This is a genomic window from Tsukamurella sputi (assembly GCF_007858445.1).
Lineage (GTDB): Bacteria > Actinomycetota > Actinomycetes > Mycobacteriales > Mycobacteriaceae > Tsukamurella > Tsukamurella sputi.
In genome coordinates, this window is sequence record NZ_VIGV01000002.1 from 607,161 (window position 1) to 629,487 (window position 22,327).

Annotated in this window: 17 protein-coding genes; 4 read left to right on the forward strand and 13 right to left on the reverse strand. The window is 72.1% G+C overall.

Going from position 1 to position 22,327, the window contains the following annotated elements; genetic code table 11:
- Nucleotides 1-2: 2 nt before the first annotated feature.
- On the forward strand, nt 3-824 hold the full coding sequence (locus FK268_RS08130) for a DUF4190 domain-containing protein (protein ID WP_146432929.1): 822 nt from the start codon (nt 3-5) through the stop codon (nt 822-824).
- A 54-nt stretch (nt 825-878) separates the two neighbouring features.
- On the opposite strand, the gene FK268_RS08135 is transcribed toward FK268_RS08130, so the two are convergent.
- Nucleotides 879-2,636 carry a proline--tRNA ligase gene (locus tag FK268_RS08135; RefSeq protein ID WP_146432931.1) on the reverse strand — a complete coding sequence of 586 codons (1,758 nt, stop codon included), beginning with the start codon at nt 2,634-2,636 and terminating at the stop codon, nt 879-881.
- Between the two features lie 25 nt (nt 2,637-2,661).
- Between FK268_RS08135 and yaaA the strand changes: the two genes are divergently transcribed.
- A complete protein-coding gene (yaaA, locus tag FK268_RS08140; protein WP_146432933.1) occupies nt 2,662-3,408 on the forward strand; it encodes a peroxide stress protein YaaA in 747 nt (248 codons plus the stop codon).
- A gap of 19 nt (nt 3,409-3,427) precedes the next feature.
- Here the strand turns inward: yaaA and FK268_RS08145 are convergent, their stop codons facing one another.
- The 9 genes from FK268_RS08145 to mqo all read right to left on the reverse strand — a co-directional run bounded on the left by FK268_RS08145 (nt 3,428) and on the right by mqo (nt 16,249).
- The gene (locus FK268_RS08145; RefSeq protein ID WP_231706980.1) at nt 3,428-5,782 is read right to left on the reverse strand and encodes an MFS transporter; all 2,355 of its coding nucleotides are present in this window, start codon (nt 5,780-5,782) and stop codon (nt 3,428-3,430) included.
- Nucleotides 5,783-5,993: 211 nt separating this feature from the next.
- Nucleotides 5,994-8,306, reverse strand: a complete 2,313-nt coding sequence (locus FK268_RS08150) for an MFS transporter (RefSeq protein WP_231706981.1) — start codon at nt 8,304-8,306, stop codon at nt 5,994-5,996.
- Nucleotides 8,307-8,525: 219 nt separating this feature from the next.
- On the reverse strand, nt 8,526-9,743 hold the full coding sequence (gene cobA, locus FK268_RS08155; protein WP_146432935.1) for a uroporphyrinogen-III C-methyltransferase: 1,218 nt from the start codon (nt 9,741-9,743) through the stop codon (nt 8,526-8,528).
- 30 nt (nt 9,744-9,773) lie between these two features.
- Nucleotides 9,774-10,361: a DUF4822 domain-containing protein gene (locus FK268_RS08160; protein WP_146432937.1), complete on the reverse strand. Its 588-nt coding sequence runs from the start codon at nt 10,359-10,361 to the stop codon at nt 9,774-9,776.
- Nucleotides 10,362-10,424: 63 nt separating this feature from the next.
- Entirely contained in the window at nt 10,425-11,774 is a 1,350-nt protein-coding gene (locus FK268_RS08165) for a cobyrinic acid a,c-diamide synthase CobB (protein ID WP_146432939.1), read from the reverse strand.
- Complete coding sequence (gene cobO / locus FK268_RS08170; protein WP_146432941.1) at nt 11,768-12,385, reverse strand: cob(I)yrinic acid a,c-diamide adenosyltransferase; 618 nt, start codon at nt 12,383-12,385, stop codon at nt 11,768-11,770. The genes FK268_RS08165 and cobO overlap by 7 nt, the downstream gene beginning before the upstream one ends.
- Nucleotides 12,386-12,476: 91 nt before the next feature.
- The gene (locus FK268_RS08175) at nt 12,477-14,318 is read right to left on the reverse strand and encodes a VWA domain-containing protein (protein ID WP_146432942.1); all 1,842 of its coding nucleotides are present in this window, start codon (nt 14,316-14,318) and stop codon (nt 12,477-12,479) included.
- Nucleotides 14,311-14,748 carry a GNAT family N-acetyltransferase gene (locus tag FK268_RS08180; RefSeq protein WP_146432944.1) on the reverse strand — a complete coding sequence of 146 codons (438 nt, stop codon included), beginning with the start codon at nt 14,746-14,748 and terminating at the stop codon, nt 14,311-14,313. Before FK268_RS08180 ends, FK268_RS08175 begins: the two co-directional genes overlap by 8 nt.
- Before the next feature lie 4 nt (nt 14,749-14,752).
- Nucleotides 14,753-16,249 carry a malate dehydrogenase (quinone) gene (gene mqo / locus FK268_RS08185; protein ID WP_146432946.1) on the reverse strand — a complete coding sequence of 499 codons (1,497 nt, stop codon included), beginning with the start codon at nt 16,247-16,249 and terminating at the stop codon, nt 14,753-14,755.
- Between the two features lie 221 nt (nt 16,250-16,470).
- Between mqo and FK268_RS08190 the strand changes: the two genes are divergently transcribed.
- Entirely contained in the window at nt 16,471-17,469 is a 999-nt protein-coding gene (locus FK268_RS08190) for an alpha/beta hydrolase (protein ID WP_146432948.1), read from the forward strand.
- A gap of 1 nt (nt 17,470) precedes the next feature.
- Entirely contained in the window at nt 17,471-18,877 is a 1,407-nt protein-coding gene (locus tag FK268_RS08195) for a mycothione reductase (protein WP_146432950.1), read from the forward strand.
- A 170-nt stretch (nt 18,878-19,047) separates the two neighbouring features.
- Here FK268_RS08195 and FK268_RS08200 read toward each other — a convergent pair whose 3' ends face one another.
- Genes FK268_RS08200 through map form a run of 3 tightly spaced genes read right to left on the reverse strand, consistent with a single transcriptional unit; the run spans nt 19,048 to nt 22,283 of the window.
- A complete protein-coding gene (locus tag FK268_RS08200; protein ID WP_146432952.1) occupies nt 19,048-19,881 on the reverse strand; it encodes an alpha/beta fold hydrolase in 834 nt (277 codons plus the stop codon).
- Between the two features lie 11 nt (nt 19,882-19,892).
- Nucleotides 19,893-21,416 (reverse strand): cobyric acid synthase, encoded by a 1,524-nt coding sequence (locus tag FK268_RS08205; RefSeq protein ID WP_146432954.1) that lies wholly within the window; start codon nt 21,414-21,416, stop codon nt 19,893-19,895.
- Nucleotides 21,417-22,283: a type I methionyl aminopeptidase gene (map, locus tag FK268_RS08210; protein WP_146432956.1), complete on the reverse strand. Its 867-nt coding sequence runs from the start codon at nt 22,281-22,283 to the stop codon at nt 21,417-21,419.
- Nucleotides 22,284-22,327 lie beyond the last annotated feature (44 nt).

The window sequence follows — 22,327 nt, forward strand, 5'->3', positions numbered from 1 at the left end:
GGATGACGTCCAGTGATCCGCAGCAGCCCGGCGACGGGACCTACGACCCGACGGTCATCCGGCCGGCCGAGTCGGCCCCGTCCACGCCCGACCTGACGAAGCGCGACGGCGACGAGGCGCCCGCGGGCGAGCAGAACGTGGGCGGCGATCCCGACGCCGCGACCACCGTGCACAACACCGCGGCGCCGAACCCGTACTCGCCTCCCGCCGATCCGTACGCCGCACCGGCCGCGAACCCGTACGCCCAAGCGGCGGATCCGTACGCGCAGCAGAACCCGTACGCCCAGCCGGCGGACCCGTACGCGCAGCAGAACCCCTACGCGGCACCCGCCGACCCGAACGGGGCCAACCCCTACACCGCGCCGCCGCAGTATCCCGGCCAGCAGCAGTTCGGACAGCAGCAGTACCCCGGCCAGCAGCAGTACCCGGGACAGCAGGGCTTCGCGGGGCAGCAGCCCGGCTACCCCGCGTACCCCGGCCAGGCCGGTGGCTACTACCCCGGCTACCCGGCCCAGCAGGGTCCGACCGGCACCAACGGGCTGGCGATCGCCTCGCTCGCGTCGAGCATCATCGCCGTGCCGATGATGTGCATCCCGTACCTCGGACTGTTGTCCATCCCGGTCGCCATCGCAGGCATCATCATGGGCTTCATCGCGATGAAGCAGACCAAGCAGACCGGTCAGCAGGGCCACGGACTCGCACTCGCGGGGACGATCGTCGGCGCCGTCTTCCTGGTCCTGTTCGTCATCCTGCTGATCGTCGGCATCGGCGTCATCGCCTCGGGCGGACTCGACACGGGCGCGCTGCTCACGCTCCCGTTCTGACCCGGACACACGAGGGCCCGCACCGGATCGGTGCGGGCCCCTCGTCGTTCGCGACTACCGCGCCGCGGCGACGATCTCCGCGGCGGCGTCGGCGACGGCGATCTCCCGGGATTCGCCGGTCAGACGGTCCCGGAGCTCGACGACACCGTCGGCCCAACCCCGCCCGACCACGACCACGGTGGGGACGCCGATCAGCTCGGAGTCCTTGAACTTGATGCCCGGCGAAGCCTTGCGGTCGTCGAGGACCACCTGCAGGCCCGCAGCGTCGAGCGCCCCGGCCAGCTCCTCGGCGCCGGACCAGGCGCCCTCGTCCTTGTTCGCGATCACGACGTGGACGTCGAAGGGCGCGATGCCCTTGGGCCAGCGCAGGCCCTTGTCGTCGTGCTGCTGCTCGGCGATGACGGCGACCAGGCGCGAGACGCCGACGCCGTACGACCCCTGAGTCAGGCGCACGGGCTTGCCGTTCTCGCCGAGCACGTCGAGCTCGAAGGCGTCGGTGTACTTGCGGCCCAGCTGGAAGATGTGGCCGATCTCGATGCCACGTGCGGACTTCAGCACGCCCCTGCCGTCGGGCGAGGCGTCGCCGTCGCGGACCTCGGCGGCCTCGATTGTGCCGTCGGGCACGAAGTCGCGGCCCGCCGTGAGGTTCACCACGTGCTTGCCCGGTGCGTCGGCGCCGGTGATCCACGCGGTGCCCTCGACCACGCGCGGGTCCACGAGATAGCGGACCTCGTTCGCCAGCAGCGCCTTCGGGCCGATGTAGCCCTTCACCAGGAACGGGTACTTCGCGAAGTCCTCGGCCTCGAGCAGCGCGACCTCGGTGGGCTCCAGGGACGCCTCGAGGCGCTTGAAGTCCACCTCGCGGTCGCCGGGCACGCCGACGCCGAGCAGCTCCCAGTCGCCGCCCGGCGCGCGGGTCTTGACCATGACGTTCTTGAGGGTGTCCCCCGCGGTGACCTCGCGGCCGAGGACGGAGGCACCGTCGGCACCCTCGTTGGCCCACGCGACGAGCGTGTCGATGGTGGGCGCGTCGGGGGTGTCGTAGACCTGCGCGGCGGGCAGGCCGTCGAGCGGGATGGCCGGCGGCGCGGGCGTGATGACGGCCTCGACGTTCGCGGCGTAGTCCGATTCGGTCGAGTGCACGTAGGTGTCCTCGCCGACCTCGCTGACCGCGAGGAACTCCTCGGAGGCGCTGCCTCCCATGGCCCCGGACGTGGCGGAGACGATCACGTGCTCGACATCGAGGCGCGCGAAGATCCGCTGGTAGGCGGCGCGGTGCTTCGCGTAGGCATCGGACAGGCCCTCGTCGGTGGTGTCGAAGCTGTAGCTGTCCTTCATGACGAACTCGCGGCCGCGCAGGATGCCCGCGCGGGGACGCTCCTCGTCGCGGTACTTCGTCTGGATCTGATACAGGATGACCGGCAGATCCTTGTACGAGTTGTACTCCCCCTTGACCGTGAGGGCGAAGATCTCCTCGTGGGTGGGGCCGAGCATCATGTCGCTGCCCTTGCGGTCCTTGAGCCGGAACAGGCTGTCGCCGTACTCGGTCCACCGGTTCGTGGTCTCGTAGGGCTCGCGCGGCAGCAGCGCGGGCAGCAGGATCTCCTGGCCGCCGATCGCGTCCATCTCCTCGCGGACGACCTGCTCGACGTTGCGCAGCACCTTCAGGCCCAGCGGCAGCCAGGAGTAGACGCCGGGGGCGATGCGGCGCACGTAGCCGGCGCGGACGAGCAGCTTGTGGCTGGGAACCTCGGCGTCGGCCGGGTCGTCGCGGAGCGTGCGCAGGAAGAGCTGGGAGAGTCGGGTGATCACGACGCCACAGCTTAGTGTGTCCGGTGTGCTGATCCTGCTTCCCCCGTCCGAAACCAAAGCCGGTGGCGGCGCGGGTGCGCCCCTCGACCTCGCCGCGCTCACCTTCCCGTCGCTGACTCCGACCCGCGAGCGCCTCCTCGACGCGCTCGTCGCGCTCTCCCGGGACGACGCCGCCGCGCGCGCGGCGCTGGGCCTGTCCGAGGGGCAGACCGACGAGCTGGAGCGGAACCGGGCGCTGCGCACGGCCCCCACCCGGCCCGCGATCGAGCAGTACACGGGCGTGCTCTACGACGCGCTGGACGTCCGCGCGCTGACGAAGGCGCAGCGCGCGAAGGCCGACGCCCGGCTCGCTGTCGGCTCGGCGCTGTTCGGTGTGGTCGGTGCGGTGGACTCCATCCCCGCCTACCGCCTCTCGTCGGGCTCGAAGCTGCCCGGTCTGGGCACGCTGGCCGCGCAGTGGAAGCCGGATCTCGCCGACGCACTGGGCGCAGCGGACCGCGGGCTCGTGGTGGACCTGCGCTCCGGCGGCTACGCGGCGCTCGGGAAGGTGCCGGGCGCGGTCACGGCCACCGTCGTCACGGAGAAGTCCGACGGCTCGCGGTCCGTGGTCTCGCACTTCAACAAGCACCACAAGGGCCTGCTGGCGCGGGCGCTCGTGATCAGCCGCGCCGAACCGGGCGATGCGAGGGCCGTCGTGAAGGTGGCGGAGAAGGCCGGCCTGCGCGCGGAGCTCTCCTCGCCGACGGAGGTCACGATCGTCACGACCGGGTAGCCGCGCCCGGCGTCGAGGCCTACTCCTCGTCGCTCCGGTGGCGGCGTGCCCGGCTCACCCGCTCGGCCTGGGACGAGACCTCGGGGTGGTGCATGCCGTCCTCGTCCGGCAGCGCGTGCCGGCCGCCCGCGCGCGGTGCCTGCTGCTCGGGCTGCGGAGGGGCGACGGGCGGACGGGGGACCTGCCCGCTCGGGCGCTGGATCGGGGCACTGGCGCGCTGCACGGGCTGATCGGGGCGGGGAACCGCCCCGCCCGGGCGCTGGATCGGTGCGCTCGGGCGCTGGATCGGCGCGCTCGGGCGCTGGGGCCCGGTCGGACGTCGGATCGGGGCGCTCGGGCGGTGCAGGGGCGCGCTGGGACGCTGCTGCGCGGGGTGCGCCGCGGCTCCGGGGCGGTACTGCGGATCCGCCGCGGGCCGCTGCGGCGGCGCGGGGTGGTGCGGCGCGGGCTGCGGCGGGCGCGGCAGATCGGCGCTCTCGCGCTGGATCGGGCCCGACGGGCGCGCGACGCCGGCCAGGTCGTCGCCGGGCCGCCCGGTCCGGGGCAGCGGATCGCTGGGATGCGAATAGGCCTGCTGCGGGACGGTGGGTGCCGACGGACCCGGAGGCTGCTGGACCGGCCGCTGGACCGGCGGGGCGGCCTGCGCCGGCTGCGGGCGCTTGATCGCACGGAAGCGGTCGGTGAAGTACACCGGCTCCGGATCGCCGGGCTGCTCGTTGTACGCCCGGTCGTAGTCCTCACGGCGGATCGCGGCGAACGAGCCGGAGGTCACGTCGCCCTCGAGGGGCTCCCAGTCGTCGTCGACGTCGTCGTGGTCGAAGGCCTGCGCGGGGAAGGAGGTGGACGGGATCGATCCGCCGGACTTGCTCGACTCCTGCGCCGCCTGCCCTTCGGCGACCTCCTCGGGGGTGAAACGCATGAAGGGCACCACGACGAGGCCGGCCAGGATGAGGATCGCGGCGCACGCGATGAACGCGAGGCCGTAGCCCGATGCGAGCGCGCTGCGCTGCGCCGCGTCGAGCATGTCGTGGGTGATGTCGCCCTTCGTCGGGCCGCCCTCCGCCATGATCCGGGAGGTGACCAGCACCTGCACCGACGCGAGCCCGACGATGCCGCCGATGTTCTGGCACACCTCGACCAGCGCGGACATCGGGCCGGTCTCCGACGGACGCACCCCTGCCAGGGCGCAGATCGGGAGCGGGATCATCGCGAAGCCGACGCCCAGGCCGATGACGAAGACCGCCGGCCCGATGTAGGGGAAGTAGCTGACGGTGGCGGGGTCGCGGGTCATGAGCGTCGGCACGTAGATGCACGGCAGGAAGACGATGACGCCGCCGATGGCCACCAGCCAGCGCGCCTGGATCTTCAGGGCGAGCTTGGACGAGATCGGGGCGGCGATGCCCATGCCGACCGCGAACGGGATCAGCGCCAGGCCCGACTGCAGGGGCGAGTACCCCAGCACCTGCTGGAAGGTCAGCGCCACGTAGAAGCCGAGCGTGGGAATCAGGGCGCCGCACACCAGGATGGCGACCATCGCCGCCACACGGTTGCGGTTGTGGAACAGCGAGAAGGGCAGGATCGGGTTCTTCGCCGTGCGCTCCACCACGAGGAAGGCGACCAGGCAGACCACGCTGACGGTCGCCGCGACGTAGATGCTCACACCCTTCCAGTGCACCTCGGGCCCCATGGTGAGGGTGTAGACGCCCGCCACGCAGCCCGCCACCGCGAGGAACGCACCCTTGATGTCGAGGGCGTGGCGCCGCTCCGATGTCGACTCCTCGAGCGCGACGACCGCGCCGATCACGCACACGATGCCCACGGGGACGTTGATCCAGAAGACGAAGCGCCAGTCCCAGGTCGCGAGGAGGCCGCCGGCCACGAGACCCGACACCGAGCCGAGCCCGGCCATGGCGCCGAAGATCGCGAAGGCCTGGTTGCGGGCCTTGCCGGGGGCGAACGTCGTGGCGATGAGGGCCAGCGCCGTGGGGCACGCGATCGCGGCGAAGAGCCCCTGCCCCGCGCGGGCGATCAGGAGCCACGCCTCGTTGGTGGCGAAACCGGTGAGCAGCGACGCGAGGGTGAACCCGGCGACGCCGAGGATGAACATCCGCTTGCGGCCGAAGGTGTCGCCGAGCCGGCCGCCCAGCAACATGAAGCCGCCGAAGGTGACCGCGTACGCGCCGAACACCCAGATCTTCGCGGCGTCCGACAGGTGCATGGCGTCCTGGATCCGCGGCAGCGCGACGAAGACGACCGTGCCGTCGAGGACGGCGAGGAACATCATCCCGGACAGGACGACGATGGCGACACCGAGTGCGTTGCCCTTGACGCGGTAGGTCTGCGCCGGGGCCCCGGGGGCCATCGTTGAGGTCATGGAGACCGAGGCTACCGGCTGATAGAAGTCGCCAAGAAATCGTTCACGCCGGTTTCCTGGAGGCTTCCCGCGCAGCACCGCCGCGGTGCGTGCATTCCGCAATCATTGTGCAGGGGTGTTTTCCCAGACCACGGCCGGTATCCGGAGGACCGGGCTGGGCCCGGCCGTCCGGATGGTCACAATCGGGACGACACGCCGTGTCGTCCGCCCGTCAGTCCTCCAGGCGGTGCCGGCGGGCGCGGCTGACGCGATCGGCCTGCGGCGTCGACTCGGGGTGGTGCATCCCGTCGGGCTCGGGAGCGGAGTGCCGCCCGGCCCGCGGCGCCGGTGCCCCCTGGTACTGCGGAACGGCCTGATGCTGCGGCCGCGCGACCGGGGCGCCGGGGCGCTCGACGGGGCCGCTCGGCCGCTGCCCGGGCCCGCCGGGTCGCTGGACCGGTTGATCGGCCCGGTACTGCTGCGGCGCGGGACGCGGCGGGCGGTAGTCGGGCACCGACGTACGCGGGGCCGGCGGCACGGGCGGGCGCGGCAGATCGACGCTCGCGCGCTGGATCGGCCCCGACGGACGGGCGACGCCCGCGAGTCCCTCCCCCGGCCGGCTGCCCGGGCGGGGCAGCGGATCGCTGGGGTGCGAATAGGCCTGCTGCGGGGCCGACGGTGCCGGGCGGTGCAGCGGATCGCTCGGCCGCGAGTAGGCCTGCTGCGGCGTCGACGGTGCGGGGCGCTGCGGAGGCCGGGCGACGGGGACCTGCTGGGTCGGCGGCTGCGGCGCGGCGGGCGCCGCTCGGTTCTCGACCTCGGACCGCTTGATGGCGCGGAACCGGTCGGTGAAGTAGACGGGCTCCGGATCGCCCGGCTGCTCGTTGTACGCGCGGTCGAAGTCCTCGCGACGGATCGCGGCGAAGGAACCCGACGTGACGTCGCCCTCGAGCGGCTCCCAGTCGTCGTCGACGTCGTCATCGTCCTCGAAGGCCTGCGCCGGGAACGAGGTGGACGGGATGGCGCCACCGGACTCGCTCGACTCCTTGGCCGCCTGGCCCTCGGCGATCTCCTCCGGCGTGAAGCGCATGAAGGGAACCACGATGAGGCCGGCGAGGATCAGGATCGCGGCGCACGCGATGAAGGCGAGGCCGTAGCCGGAGGCCAGCGCACCGATCTGCTCGGGCAGCAGATCCTTGTGCCTCAGGTGGCCGGTGGTGGGGCCGCCCTCCGCCATGATCCGCGAGGTCACGACGACCTGCACCGAGGCGAGACCGATGATGCCGCCGAGGTTCTGCGCGACCTCGATGAGCGCGGTCAGCGGGCCGATCTCCGACGGACGCACGCCGGCGACGGCGCCGAGCGGCAGGGGCACGACGGCCATGCCCACGCCGATACCGATGAAGAACACCGGGATCGCGATCTGCGGCCAGTAGGAGATGGTGGCCGGGTCCTGACCCACGAGCGTCGGGACGTAGATGCACGGCAGGAAGACGATGAGCCCGCCGACGGCGACGAGCCACCGCGCCTGGAAGCGGCGGACCAGGGAGGCGCTGACGGCGACGGCGATGCCGAAGCCCACGGCGAAGGGCAGCAGCGCCAGGCCCGACTGGAAGGGCGTGTAGCCCAGGACCAGCTGGAAGGTGAGCGCGACGTAGAAGCCGAGCGTCGGAATCAGGGCACCGCACACCAGGATGGCCAGCATGGCCGCGACGCGGTTGCGGTTGTTGAACAGCGAGAAAGGCAGGATCGGGTTCTTCGCCGTGCGCTCGACGTACAGGAAGGCCACGAGGCTGATCACGCAGATCACGGCCGCGACGTAGACCGACGGGCTCTGCCAGTGCGCCTCCGGGCCCGCGGTGAGGGCGTAGACGCCCGTCACGCTGCCCGCGACGGCCAGGGCGGCGCCCTTGACGTCCAGCGCGTGCCGGCGCTCGGCCATCGCCTCGTCGAGCGTGAACCAGCCGCCGATCGCGCAGGCGATGCCGACGGGGACGTTGATCCAGAAGATGAGGCGCCAGTCGATGGTGGCGAGCAGGCCGCCGGCCACGAGGCCGGCGATGGAGCCCAGGCCCGCCATGGCCCCGAAGACGGCGAAGGCCTGGTTGCGCGCCTTTCCCGGCGCGAAGGTGGTGGCGATCAGCGCCAGGGCGGTGGGCCCGGCGATCGCGGCGAAGAAGCCCTGACCGACGCGGGCCGCGAGCAGCCAGGCCTCGTTCGTCGCGAATCCCGCGAGCGCCGACGCGACGGTGAAGCCGATGACACCCAGCAGGAACATCTTCTTGCGGCCGAAGGTGTCGCCGAGCCGACCGCCCAACAGCAGGAATCCACCGAAGGTCAAGGCGTACGCGCCGAACACCCAGACCTTGCTCGCGTCCGACAGCCCGAGGGCGTCCTGGATCTCCGGCATCGCGACGAAGACCACGGTGCCGTCGAGCACCGACAGGAAGATCATTCCGCAGAGAACGAGGATCGGGATGCCGACTGCACTGCCCTTGACGCGGTAGGTCTGCGCCGGGCTGCTGGGCGCCATCGTTGAAGTCATGATGGACCGAGGCTACCGACTACCCCACCGGATCCGGAAGTCGTGAACGGTAACAATTGTGACTGGAGTTACTGAAGTTGCGGTTCAGCAGGAAGGCCTTTCGGGTCGATTCGGGCGATTCGCGCAGCACAGAGCGGTGCGACCCGGATCGGGGCGGCACGCGGCCGGCGCGGGGTCACACTCGCGCGACACGCGGCGAAACCACACCCCGGATGGGCGTCAGGACCCCTGCGCCGCGAGGAAGCCGGCCGTCGGGCCCACCACGAGCACGGCGGGCGGGACGACGTTCGCGGCCACCGCATCGGCGGCGATGGAGGCGAGAGTGCCCCGCACGGTGCGTTGGCCGCCCGTCGTCGCGTTCTCGACGATCGCCGCGGGCGTCTGAGCCGGCCGGCCGCCCGCGATCAGCGCCTCGGCGATCACCGCCAGCCGCTCCACCGCCATCAGCACCACGATCGTGCCGCGGAGCCGGCCGAGCGCGTCCCAGTCCACGAGGCTGTCCGGATGTCCCGGTGCGACGTGCCCGGACACGACCACGAACTCGTGCGTCACGCCGCGGTGCGTCACCGGGATGCCCGCCGCAGCGGGCGCCGCGATCGACGACGTGATGCCGGGGACCACCGTCACCGGGATGCCCTCGGCGGCCAGCGCCTCGAGCTCCTCGAAACCGCGGCCGAAGACATAGGGGTCTCCGCCCTTGAGCCGCACCACGAACTTGCCCTCGCGGGCGCGGTCGATCAACACCTGGTTGATCGCCTGCTGCGCCATCGCCCGGCCGTAGGGCACCTTCGCCGCGTCGATCACCTCGACGTGGGGCGCGAGCTCGGCGAGCAGACGCGGCGGGGCCAGCCTGTCCGCGACCACCACGTCGGCGAGGCCCAGCAGCGCGCGACCGCGCACGGTGATGAGGTCCGGATCGCCCGGTCCCCCGCCGACGAGAGCCACACCCTCCGGCTTGCGCGTGGGCCGGGCGGCCTCGTCGCCCGTGAGGACCGCGCGGATCGCATCGCGGACCGCGGCGGACCGTCGGTGATCGCCCGACGCGAGGACGCCCACCTGGAGCCCGTCCGTGGCCACCGTCGCGGGCGTGACCGCCGTGCCCTCGCGCGCGAGGTCGGCACGGACGCAGAAGGTGCGCGCCGCCTCGGCCTCGGCGACGACCGCGGCGTTCACCGCAGGATCGTTCGTGGCGGCCAGTACGTACCAGGCCCCGAGGAGGTCGCCCGAGGCGTACGCGCGCCGGTGCCAAACGATGCCGGGCGTCGCCTCGACCGCGGGGGTGGCCTCCGGCGCGACGACGTGGACGTCGGCCCCCGCGGCCAGGAGCACCGGCAGGCGCCGCTGGGCGACCGTGCCCGCCCCCACGACGACGACACGGCGCCCTCGCAGATCCAGACCGACGAGGTACGGATCGTGCGGGGCGCCGTGGCTGTTCATTCCGCTCAGCTTAGTAAGCGGGCGGGGCGACTACGCGCGCGGCTCGGCGTGCTTGGTCGGGGTGTGGACGATGTCGAAGTAGACCGCCTTGTTGGAGGCCTCGGGGTACACGCGGTACGTGAACTCCTTCTCCGTCAGCGTGACGATCTCGACGGTGCGCTTGTACTGCACGCTGCCGTCGGCGTTCTTGGCGACGATGGTGCGCGTCTTGCCGTCGGCCGAGACGGTCCAGTCGCCCTTGCCCTTGGCGGTGTCGTCCAGGTTGTAGAGGGTGAACGTGCCGTCCTTCTTGAAGTAGGCCCAGCCGACGTAGTTCTTGACGTCCTTGTCGGTCAGCGCGACCTTGGCGCCCTTCGCGTCCTTGGCGGACGTGGTCTCCCACGCGGTCGAGGCGAGGATCGCGCTCGGGGTGCCGGCCTTGACCGGGGTCGCCTTCGCGGCGGAGGGCTTGACCGACGCGCTGATGGACGGCTTCACGGAGGCCGTGGCCGAGGCGCTGGGCTTGGCGGAGGAGGAGGGCGAGCCGGGAGCGGCGTAGGAGCCGGCGGCGCAGGCGGAGGTGGCGACCACGGCAGCGGCGGCGAAGGTGACGGAGACGAGCTTGATCGACGTGTGCATGAAGCTTTTGTACAGGAACCTCTCAGCCCGCGCGAGGCCCGCGCTCAGGGTGAGACGAACTCCTCACGCGACCGCTCTGACCAGGCGTTCTGCCACCTCGGGGTATCCGGCAGGATGCACGTGGAGATACGAGGAGTGCACAGTGGGCGAAAGGTGTCCATCGGTCGTGGCGACGCCGTCCCCGTCGCGCCAACCCCACGCCGGAGAGGGCCCCGTCGTGAGCGCGGTGCGGTGGAACTCGTGCCCCGTGACGCGCTCCCCCGCCGCGAACAGCGCGCCGGTCCCGAGCGCCACGGCGTCCCGGTATCCCAGCGTCAGTCGCGGGGTGAACGTCGCCGCCCCGGGCACGATCCCGCACATGGGCACCCCGTCGAGCGAATCGGCGAGGTACAGCTGGCCCGCGCACTCCGCGTGCACCGCGCCCCCTGCGTCGACGAGGGCGCGCAGCTGGGCGCGCAGCGGCCCGTTCGCCGATAGCTTCTCGGCGTACACCTCGGGGAAGCCGCCGGGGAGCACGACGGCGGCGGCGTTCTCGGGCAACTCCTCACTGAGCGGATCGAAGCGGCGCACCGCCGCGCCGGCGGCGCGGAGCAGTTCCTCGTGCTCGGCGTAGCCGAAGCTGAAGGCCGGCCCGCCCGCGAGCGCGACGACCGGCGCGCCCGCGCGGGCGACCTCGTCCGACGGTGACCACACCGCCCCGTCGGCGACCGGGCGCGCGAGCGCGCGGATCCGCTCCACATCGACGTGACGTTCGACCAGGTCTGTCATGGCCTCGACGGCGGCGACGGCATCCGTACCGCGCTCGGCCGCCGGGATCAGCCCGAGGTGCCGCGCCGGTACCTCCAATGCGGCCGCGCCGGGCACCGCACCGACCGCCTCCAGCCCCGCGTGCGCGCACGCGTCCCGCAGCACCCGTTCGTGGCGCGGGCTGGAGACGCGGTTGAGGATCACGCCCGCGAGCGCGATCCCGGGGCGGTGGGTCGCGAAGCCCGCGAGCAGGGCGGCCAGCGACTGGGAGTGGCCGCGGGCGTCGACGACGAGAAGCACGGGGGCGCCGAGGATCTGCGCGACATCGGCGGTGGAGCCGATGTCCTCGGTCGCGACGCCGGCCGGGCCGTCGACGATGCGTCCGTCGAACAGCCCCATCACGCCCTCGACGACGGCGATGTCCGCGCCCTGCGCGCCGTGCCGGTACAGCGGCGCGATGCGCTGCTCGCCGCACAGCACCGCGTCGAGGTTGCGGCCCGGCCGCCCGGTGGCGAGCGCGTGGTAACCGGGGTCGATGTAGTCGGGCCCGACCTTGAACGGTGCGACGGTGCCGGTCCGGGCGAGCGCCCCCATCAGGCCCGTCGCGATGGTCGTCTTACCGCTGCCCGACGACGGTGCCGCGATCACGACCGCGGGTGTCACCATTCGATGCCCCTCTGGCCCTTCCTTCCCGCATCCATCGGGTGCTTGATCTTGGTCATCTCGGTGACCAGGTCGGCGGCGTCCATGAGCGCCTGCGGCGCGTCGCGGCCGGTGATGACGACGTGCTGGTTGCCGGGGCGGTTCACCAGGGTCTCGACCACCTCGTCGACGTCGATCCAGCCCCACTTGAGCGGATAGGTGAACTCGTCGAGCACGTAGAACCGGTGCTGCTCGGCACTGAGCCGGCGCGCGATCTCCCGCCACCCGTCGCGGGCGGCCTCGGCGTGGTCCTGTTCGGCGTCGTCGGAGCGACGCAGCCACGACCAGCCCTGCCCCATCTTGTGCCACTCCACGGGTCCGCCGGCGCCGGTGCGCTCGTGCAGCTCGTTCAGTGCGAGCATCGTCGCCTCTTCGCCGACCTTCCACTTCGCGCTCTTGACGAACTGGAAGACGCCGATGTCGAAGCCCTGGTTCCACGCCCGCATGGCCATGCCGAAGGCGGCCGTCGACTTGCCCTTACCCGGCCCGGTGTGGACGGCGAGGACCGGCTGATTGCGGCGCTGGCGGGTGGTCAGGCCGTCCTGCGGCACCGTGTCGACCTTGCCCTGCGGCATCGGGACTCCTCACTGAGTTTCGGGTTTCGCGGGTCTCCGCCGCCGGATCCGGCCCCGGACCGCCGCAGAACCCGGCTTTCGGAAACATACGTCAGGCGACGCGCGCCAGATCCTGCGGGCGCAGGCCGCTCAACGGCAGCATCGGCGCGCCGAGCGCGGCCGCGACCTTCGCCGCCAGCCCCAGCCGCACCATCGAGGTCTCGCAGTCCACGACGATGCTCGCGCGGCCGTCCGCATGGAGCCCGGCCGCGGCGGCGAGGGCACGGGGCAGCGGATCGCGGCCCGCGGTCGCGCGACCGTCGGTGAGCACCACGACCAGCGGGCGCCGGGCATCGGGTCGCAGTTCCTCGCGGCGCAGCAGCTTCCGCGCCTCGATCAGCCCCTCCGCGAGCGGGGTCCGGCCGCCGGTCCGGGCCCGCGCGAGGCGGGCGACCGCCACGTCGACGGAGCGGGTGGGCGGAACGAGCAGCGTGGCCTCCCCGCCGCGGAAGCCGATGACGGCCACCTTGTCGCGCCGCTGGTAGGCGTCGCGCAGCAGCGAAACCGCGGCCTCACCGACCAGCGCGATCCGCTCCCGGGCGGCCATCGAACCGGAGAGGTCCACGACGAAGACCACGAGATTGCCCTCGGTCGCCTCGCGGATCGGGGCGCGCAGGTCCGACGGCGCGAGCCGCAGCGGACCGTCGACACGGCCGCGTTCCGCCTGCGCGGGCGCGGCTGCGCGAAGGGTGGCGGCCAGGTGCAGTCCGGCGCCTGTCCCCGCGGGGGCGGCGCGCACGACGCTGCCGCGGTCGGAGCGGGACTTGGACCTGCGGCCCGTCGCTCCCCCGGTACCGATCCCCGGGACGGTCAGCTTGCCGACGGTGCGGTGCCGCGCGGTGGGCAACGGCGCGCCCTGCGGCTCCGGCTCGGGAGCGCCGGAGTCGTCCCGCGTCGACGGGGGCGGGTCGGCGGCGTCTCCGCCGTCGGGACCATCGGGGTCGGGGTCCGGCTCGGGCTCGCCGTCCTGCCGCGCCTCGTCCAGGGCGCGCTCGAGTTCGGATTCGTCGAGGCCGGGCTCGTCGAAGGGATCGCGCCGCTTGCGGTGCGGCAGGGCCAGCGCCGCGGCGACGCGGACGTCGTCCTCGGTCACCTCGGCGGCGCCGCGCCAGGCGGCGTGCGCGCGAGCGGCACGCGCGATCACCAGGTCGGCGCGCATGCCGTCCACGTCGAAGGCGGCGCACACGGCGGCGATGCGGCGCAGTTCCGCATCCGGCAAGGCGACGGCGGGCAGCCGGTCGCGGGCGTCGGCGATGCGGCGGGCCTGCTCGGCGTCGGCGTCGGCGTACGCGGCGGCGAAGGCGGCGGGGTCGGCCTCGAAGGCGAGGCGGCGCCGCATCACCTCGACGCGGTCGTCGACGTCCCGGCTGGCCCGCACGTCCACCGCGAGCCCGAACCGGTCGAGCAGCTGCGGCCGCAGCTCCCCCTCCTCCGGATTCATGGTGCCCACCAGCACGAACCGCGCCGGGTAGGAACGCGAGATCCCGTCGCGCTCGACGGTGACGCGCCCCATCGCCGCGGCGTCCAGCAGCACGTCGACGAGGTGATCGGAGAGCAGGTTGACCTCGTCGACGTAGAGGATGCCGCCGTCCGCATCGGCCAGGAGGCCGGGCGTGAAGTCCACGGCGCCCTCGCCGAGCGCGCGATGCAGATCGAGCGAGCCGACGACCCGGTCCTCGGTGGCACCGATGGGCAGTTCGACGAGCCGCGCCGGCGCACCGTCGGGACGCGCCGGCAGCAGCGGCGCGAGGGCGCGGGCGGCCGTCGACTTCGCGGTGCCCTTCTCGCCGCGCACGAGCACCCCGCCGACGGCGGGCGCGATCGCGCAGAGCGTCAGCGCGAGTCGCAGCTCGTCGTGGCCGACGACGGCGCTGAACGGGTAGCGGTCAGACACCGGCGGTCCTCCTCATGGGGACGTGCGGGATGCCGTCCTCGATGAATTCGTCGCCCTCGCGGGCGAATCCGTATTTGGCGTACATCGCCTCGAGGTGCGACTGCGCCTCGAGCAGGCAGGCGCGGCCGTGGAGCTCGGCGAGCGCCGCGGTCATCAGCGCGCCGATCAGGCCCTGCCCGCGGTGCGACGGCGCGGCGCACACCCGGCCGATCCGGGCGAGGCCGTCGCCCTCGTCGGTGACACGCACCGTCGCGACGGCGCCGTCCCCGGCATCGCCGGCCAGCCAGAGGTGGACCGTCGACGGGTCGAGGTCACGCCCGTCGACGTCGAGCCACGGGCTCTGCTGCTCGGCGATGAAGACCTCGGCGCGCAGCTTCAGCAGCGCGTAGAGGGTGCTCGCATCGAGCTCGTCGCCGGAGGCGCGGCGCACGGCGTCAGGCCTGTGCGTCGGCCCCGACGCCGGGGGCCAGCTGCAGGGTGCGGTTCGTCCAGTCCCAGACCTGGTCGAACAGCTGCTTGTTGTCGTTGAGCGTGGTGCCGTACGACGGGATCATCTCCTGCAGCAACGGCTTCCACGCCTGCATGTGCTTGGGGAAGCACTTGCCCAGCACGTCGAGCATCGCGGGCACGGCCGTCGAGGCGCCGGGCGAGGCACCCAGCAGGCCGGCGATCGACTCGTCGTTCGCCGCGATCACCGCGGTGCCGAACTCGAGGTTGCCGCCGCCCGGGCCCTTGCGGATCACCTGCACGCGCTGACCGGCGGTGATCAGCTCCCAGTCGTGGCCGTCGGCGCGGGGCACGAACTCCGAGAGGGTCTTCACGCGATCGGCGGACGACTGCATGAGCTCGCCGATGAGGTACTTGGTCAGGCCCATCTCCTTGAGGCCCACGGCCATCATCGGGAGCAGGTTGTTCGGCTTCACCGACAGCGGCAGATCGGTGTACTGGCCCGCCTTGAGGAACTTCGGCGAGAAGCCGGCGTACGGACCGAACAGCAGGCCCTTGTTGCCCTCGATGACGCGGGTGTCGAGGTGCGGCACCGACATCGGCGGGGCGCCGACAGCGGCCTTGCCGTAGACCTTCGCGGCGTGGTGGTCGATCAGCTCCGGGTTCGAGCAGCGGAAGAACTGGCCCGAGACGGGGAAGCCGCCGAAGCCCTTGGCCTCCTTGATGCCCGACTTCTGCAGCAGCGGCAGGGCGCCGCCGCCCGCGCCGACGAAGACGAATCGCGCGTCGACGTAGGAGACCTCGTGCGTGCGCAGATTGCGCACCGTCAGGCGCCAGCCCTCCTTGGTGCGCTTGAGGTTCGTGACCTTGGTGCCGAAGTGGACGGCGCCGCCCTTGCCGACGAAGTTGATGAGCTTCTTGGTCAGCGAGCCGAAGTCGACGTCCGTGCCGCCCTCGTACCAGTTCACGGCCACGGGATCGCCGAAGTTACGGCCCGCGGCCATGATCGGCAGCCGCTCGCTGAAGGTGGCCGGGTCGGTGAAGAACTCCATCCCCTCGAACAACGTCTGATGCGCGAGAGCGTCGTAGCGCTTGCGCAGGTACTCGACGTTGTCGGCGCCGTGTACGAAGCTGGCATGCGGGATGGGGTTGATGAAGTCGGAGGGCTGATCGAGAACGCCCGCGTCCACGGCGTACGCCCAGAACTGGCGCGAGACCTGGAACTGCTCGTTGATCGTGATCGCCTTGGAGATGTCCACCGAGCCGTCGGCGGCCTGCGGCGTGTAGTTCAGCTCGCACAGCGCGGAGTGCCCGGTGCCCGCGTTGTTCCACGGGTCGGAGGACTCGGCGGCCGCTGCGTCGAGGGACTCGAAGACGTTGATCGACCAGCTGGGCTCCAGCTTGCGGAGCAGGGTGCCGAGCGTGGCGCTCATGATTCCCGCTCCCACGAGCGCGACGTCCGTGCTGATCACGTTACGGGCCATCTGGTAGTTCACTCCTCGACGTGGGGCGGGGCCCCGCGTCGGGCCCCCTTCTGCGCGAGAACCTTACTCCGGGGCCCTCCGGTGGCGCGCGGCACACCGTGCAGTACGACGCAGCACCGCGAACGACGCGACCGCCCACGCCCCGCTCGCTCCGCTCCCGGCGAGCGCCACAACCGTCCCGCTCGCTCCGCTCCCGGCGACGACGTCATTAGAGTGAAGCCGTGGCGATCACTGAGCTGACCTACTCCCCCGATGTCCTCGGCGACGACTACGTCGCGCACACCTTCGAGCTGGGCCCGGACCCGGACGGCGAGCCGGGCGGGGACGTGGTGGCCACACTGGTCAAGCACGTCCCGTCGACGGCGGCGAAGGATCCCCATCACGCGGTGCTGTGGGTGCACGGCTTCTCCGACTACTTCTTCCAGACCGATGTCGCGGAGTTCTTCGCGGAGCGCGGCTACGCCTTCTACGCCCTCGACCTGCGCAAGTGCGGGCGTTCGCTCCGAGACGGCCAGTCGGCGCACTACGCCACCGACTTCACCGTCTACGACACCGAGCTGGACCTCGCCGTAGAGGCGATCGAGCGGGAGCACCCCGGTCTGGGCATCGTGGTGGCCGCGCACTCCACGGGCGGCCTCATCACCCCGCTGTGGCTCGACCGTCGCCGCAAGGCGGGCCGGACGGCGCCGATCGCGGGCCTGGTCCTCGACAGCCCGTGGTTCGACCTGCAGGGCTCCGCGGTTCTCCGCGAGATCGCAACGCCCGTCGTCAAGCTCATCGGCAAGGCCGCGGGTACCCGCATCGTGCCCGTGGAGGCGGTCGGCGTCTACGGCCAGACCATCCACGTCGACGAGCACGGGGAGTTCGACTTCGACGTGCGGATCAAGCCCATCGAGGGCTTCCCCGTCCGGTTCGGCTGGCTACGGGCCGTGCGCGTCGCCCACAGCCTCCTGCACCGCGGACTCGACATCGGCGTCCCGTCGCTCGTGCTGCGTTCGACGAAGAGCTTCGCCCCCAAGGAGTGGAGCGAGGAGGCCGGCCGCGCCGACGTGGTGCTCGACACCCGGCAGATCGCGAAGTGGTCCGGCGCGCTCGGCGGGCGGCTGACGGTGATCCCCGTCGAGAACGCCAAGCACGACGTCTTCCTCTCCGAGAAGGACGCCCGCGAGACCGCGTACGCCGAACTCGGATCCTGGCTGGCCCGCGAGATCGAGGCCTGACGTGGCCGAGCGCGTCTTCGACCTGGTCATCATCGGCTCCGGAGCCGGCAACACCATCCCCGACGAGCGGTTCGACGACCGCTCGATCGCGATCGTCGACAAGGGGCAGTTCAACGGCGCCTTCGGCGGGACCTGCCTGAACGTGGGCTGCATCCCCACCAAGATGTTCGTCTACCCCGCCGACGTCGCCGACGAGGCCCGCGAGGGCGGTGCCGTCGGGGTCGACGCGGAGATCACCGGCACCCGCTGGGCCGACATCCGCGACCGCGTCTTCGGCCGCATCGACCGGTACGCCGCGGGCGGCCTGCGCTACCGCGAGGACAAGTGCCCGAACGTGACCGTCTTCCAGCAGGAGGCGTGGTTCCTGCCCGGCTCCGGGGACGGCCTGCACCGCCTCGAGCTGGCCGACGGCACCGTCGTGACCGGCCGCGACATCGTGATCTCCGCAGGCTCGCGGCCCGTGATCCCGCCGGTCTTCACCGCGGGCACCGCGCCCTTCCACACCAACGACACGATCATGCGGCTCGACGCGCTGCCGGGGCGCGTGATCATCGTCGGCGGCGGGTACATCGCCGCCGAATTCGCGCACGTCTTCGCCGGCCTCGGCTCCGAGGTCACCGTCGTCGCGCGGGGCGAGCGCCTCCTGCGCGCTCAGGACCAGACCGTCGCCGAGGTCTTCACCGCGCAGGCCTCGGAGAAGTGGGACGTGCGGCTGAGCACCGAGGTCACCGCGACCCGCGCGACGGGCGACGGCGTGGAGGTGGACCTCTCCGACGGTTCGACGGTGGCCGGCGACGTGCTGCTCGTCGCCACCGGGCGCACGCCCAACGGCGACACGCTGGCGCTCTCCGCCATCGGCATCGAGCTCGACGGTGCCGGCCGCGTCCCCGTCGACGAGCACCAGCGCACGCCCGTGCGCGGCGTCTGGGCGCTCGGCGACGTGAGCACGCGGTTCCCGCTGCGGCACGTGGCCAATCACGAGGCGCGCGTGGTCGCGGAGAACCTGCTGTCGGGGTGGGACACCCCCACGGCCACATCGGACCACCGGTTCGTCCCCGGCGCGGTCTTCTCCCGGCCGCAGGTCGCCTCCGTCGGGCTGACCGAAGCGGAGGCCCGCTCCCGGGGCATCGACGTGGCCGTCGCCGAGCAGCGCTACGCCGACATCGCTTACGGCTGGGCCATGGCCGACGCCGAGGGCGTGTGCAAGCTGATCGCCGATCGGTCCACGGGACTGCTCATCGGCGCACACATCGTGGGCCACCAGGCCTCCGCCCTGATCCAGTCGGCGATCACCGCGATGTCCTTCTCGATTCCGGCGCAGGAGTTCGCGCGCGGGCAGTACTGGATCCACCCGGCGCTGCCGGAGCTGGTCGAGAACGCGCTCCTCGGGCTGGCGAAGGACGCGTGATCGTAGCGGCGGCCCGGGGTAGAGTCACATGCATGAATCACCATGATTTGAACGTCCCCGGCTGCTCCAACCCGAACTGCACGTGCGAGAACTGCTCGTGCGGCGACAGCTGCACCTGCGGCTCCGACAAGTAGCGACACCCGCTCCGGGACGGCCGCGCGCGAGCGCGGTCAGTTCCGGAGCGTCCGCAGCGCGATCTCCGAGGCCAGGGCCGCGGGGGCGCGCAGCGGGAGCCAATGGTCACCGTCGGGCACCTCACTGAGCCGGTAGTCGGCGCGGAGGTAGTGCGCGGTGCCCTTGGCCTGCGCGGCGCCCGCGATGGCGTCACGGTTCCCCCACACGAGCGTGGTGGGCACCTCGATCACGGGGCAGTCGAGCCCCTCGCCGCCGGGCACCATGTTCGCCCGGTACCAATTGAGCGCCGCCGTCAGCGCGGGCTCGTTCGCGACGTCCTCGATGCCGCCACCCGGGGCGGTCGCGAGGAGCGTGCGGGCGTCGTTCGCGAGCAGCGCCTTCTCCGCGGCGCCCGACTGGAGGAACAGCTCGAGGTAGCGCGAGCGCTGCCGCTGATCCTGGTCCGTAGCCATCGCCTCACCGAAGGCGGACGGGTGTCCGAAGGAGACGGCGGTCAGGCTCATCGCGCGCAGCGGGTAGGCGGCCGCGAAGTGCCAGGCGACCGTCGCGCCGAGGCCGTGCCCGACGACGTGCGCGTACGGGACGTCGAGCGCGTCCAGGATCCGGGCGGCGTCCTCGGCGAGCAGCTTCATCGTGTACTGGTCCGCACCCACCGGCCGCGCCCCCGCGCTGTAGCCGCGTTGGCGAGGCGCGATGGTGCGCAGGCCCGCCTCGTGCAGACGCTCCCGCACCTGGTCGAAACACTCCTCCGTCTGCGGGAACCCGTGCAGCAGCAGCACCGGAACGCCGTGTTCGGATCCCCCCACCGAGACGTCGAAGGTCCACGAGCCCGCAGGCACCTGCACCGTCTGCGCTGAATCGATCCCCATGACCGGTAACGCTAGTCACTCGTGATCCGGATGGGCGGCAGGATCGCCGAAAACTTAACCTTCGAATGCAAAGGTCTCAGGATCGCATCGACGTCGCAGTGCTCCTCGATCGCGTCGGCGACCGCGTCGAGCTGGGCGAGCCGGGCGGCGTCGTAGCCGACCGCGGGACCGAGTTCGCGGCTCGGGAAGCTCTCCCGCAGGTAGGCGCGCCGGAAGTCGTCGGATCCGAAGAGCCCGTGCCAGTGCGTGCCGAGCACGTGCCCGCGCAGGGCGCCCTCCGGCCCGTCCGGCCCCTGCAGCGCAGGCGCTTCCGCGGTGCGGACGACCACGCCGTGGTGGATCTCGTAGCCGCTCGCGGCGACGCCGAGGCCCGCGCCGGCGACGTTCCGCACGCACTTGACGGGACCGAACTCGACGTCCAGATCGAGCACGCCGAGGCCGTCGACGCGGGTTCCGGCGGGCGCCTCCACGCCCGCGGGATCGGTGATCGAACGGCCGAGCATCTGGTAGCCACCGCAGATCCCGACGATCGGCCCTCCGGCCTGCGCACGGCGGATCAGCGCGTCGGCGAGGCCGCGGTCGCGGAGCCAGGCGAGGTCGCCGACGGTGCTCTTGGTGCCGGGGAGCACCACCAGATCCGCGGCGGCGACATCGGCCGGGCGGGTGGTCCAGCGCACCGTCAGGCCGGGTTCGCAGGCGAGGGCCTCGACGTCGGTGGTGTTGGAGACGCGCGGCAGGGCGATCGCGGCGACCGTGATCGGGTCCGGAGCGGTCGATCCGCGGCCGACGAGGTCGCTGCTCAGGGCGGCGAGGGAGTCCTCGGCGTCGAGCCAGAGGTCCGTCAGGTACGGGAGCACGCCGAGCGTGGGCCGCTTCGTGATCTGCTCGAGCTGCTCGAGCCCGGGCGTCAGCAGCGAGACGTCGCCCCGGAAGCGGTTGATCAGGAAGCCGTAGACGAGCCGCTGATCGTCGGGCGGCATCACCGCGACGGTGCCCGCGAGGTGGGCGAGCACTCCGCCGCGGTCGATGTCGCCGACGATCAGCGTCGGCAGGTCCGCGGCCCGCGCCAGACCCATGTTGGCGATGTCGGTGGCACGCAGGTTGATCTCGGCGGGGCTGCCGGCGCCCTCGCAGAGCACCACGTCGAAGTCGTCGCGCAGGCCGCGCAGCGTGGTGGTCACCTCGTCGAGCAGCCACTGCCGGCGGGTGACGTAATCGCGCGCGCCCACGTCGCCGACGGGCCGGCCGTGCAGGACCAGTTGGCTGCGACGATCGCTGCCGGGCTTGAGCAGGACGGGGTTGAACCGGGTCGACGGTGCCAGACCGCACGCCAGCGCCTGGGTCGCCTGCGCGCGCCCGATCTCGCCGCTCGTGCCGTCCGGCTCGACGGTGGCGACGGAGTTGTTGGACATGTTCTGCGCCTTGAACGGCGCGACCCGCACGCCCCGTCGGGCGAGCAGGCGGCAGAGCCCGGCCGTGACGGTGGACTTGCCGGCGTCCGAGGTGGCGCCGGCGATCAGCAGCGCCCCGCGCATCTAGGCGGCGTCGCTCGGCAGGGTGAGGATCTCGGCACCGTCGTCGGTCACCACGAGGGTGTGCTCGAACTGCGCGGTCCACTTCTTGTCCGTGGTCGCGACGGTCCAGCCGTCGGGCCAGATCTCGTAGTCGAGGCCGCCGAGGTTGATCATCGGCTCGATGGTGAAGACCATGCCGGGCTCGAGCACCGTCTCGACGTTCGGCTCGTCGTAGTGCAGCACGACGAGGCCGTTGTGGAAGGTCTCGCCGATGCCGTGCCCGGTGAAGTCGCGGACCACGGTGTAGCCGAAGCGGTTCGCGTAGGACTCGATGACGCGGCCCACCACGTTGAGCTCACGTCCCGGCTTGACCGCCTTGATGGCCCGCTCGGTGGCGATGCGGGTGCGCTCGACGAGCAGCCGGTGCTCCTCGGAGACGTCGCCGGCGAGGAAAGTGGCGTTGGTGTCGCCGTGCACGCCGTCGATGTAGGCCGTCACGTCGATGTTGACGATGTCGCCGTCCTCGATCACCGTCGAGTCCGGGATGCCGTGGCAGATCACCTCGTTGAGACTCGTGCAGCAGCTCTTGGGGAACCCGCGGTAGCCCAGCGTCGACGGGTAGGCGCCGTGATCGATCATGTACTCGTGCGCCACCCGGTCGAGGTGATCGGTGGTCACGCCGGGCTGGACCTCGGCGCCCGCCGCCTGTAACGCGTCGGCGGCGATCCGCGAGGCGAGGCGCATCTTCTCGATGGTCTCGGGAGTCTGCACCCACGGCTCGTTGCCCTCGTTCGCGCGGGGCTTGTCGACGTACTCGGGTCGCACGATCTTCGCCGGTACGGCCAGACGGGGCGAGACGGTGCCGGGGACGAGTGCAGCGCGGGTCATCCGCTCAGCGTAATCGGCGCCCTCTGCGGCCGTCCGGCGCCGTC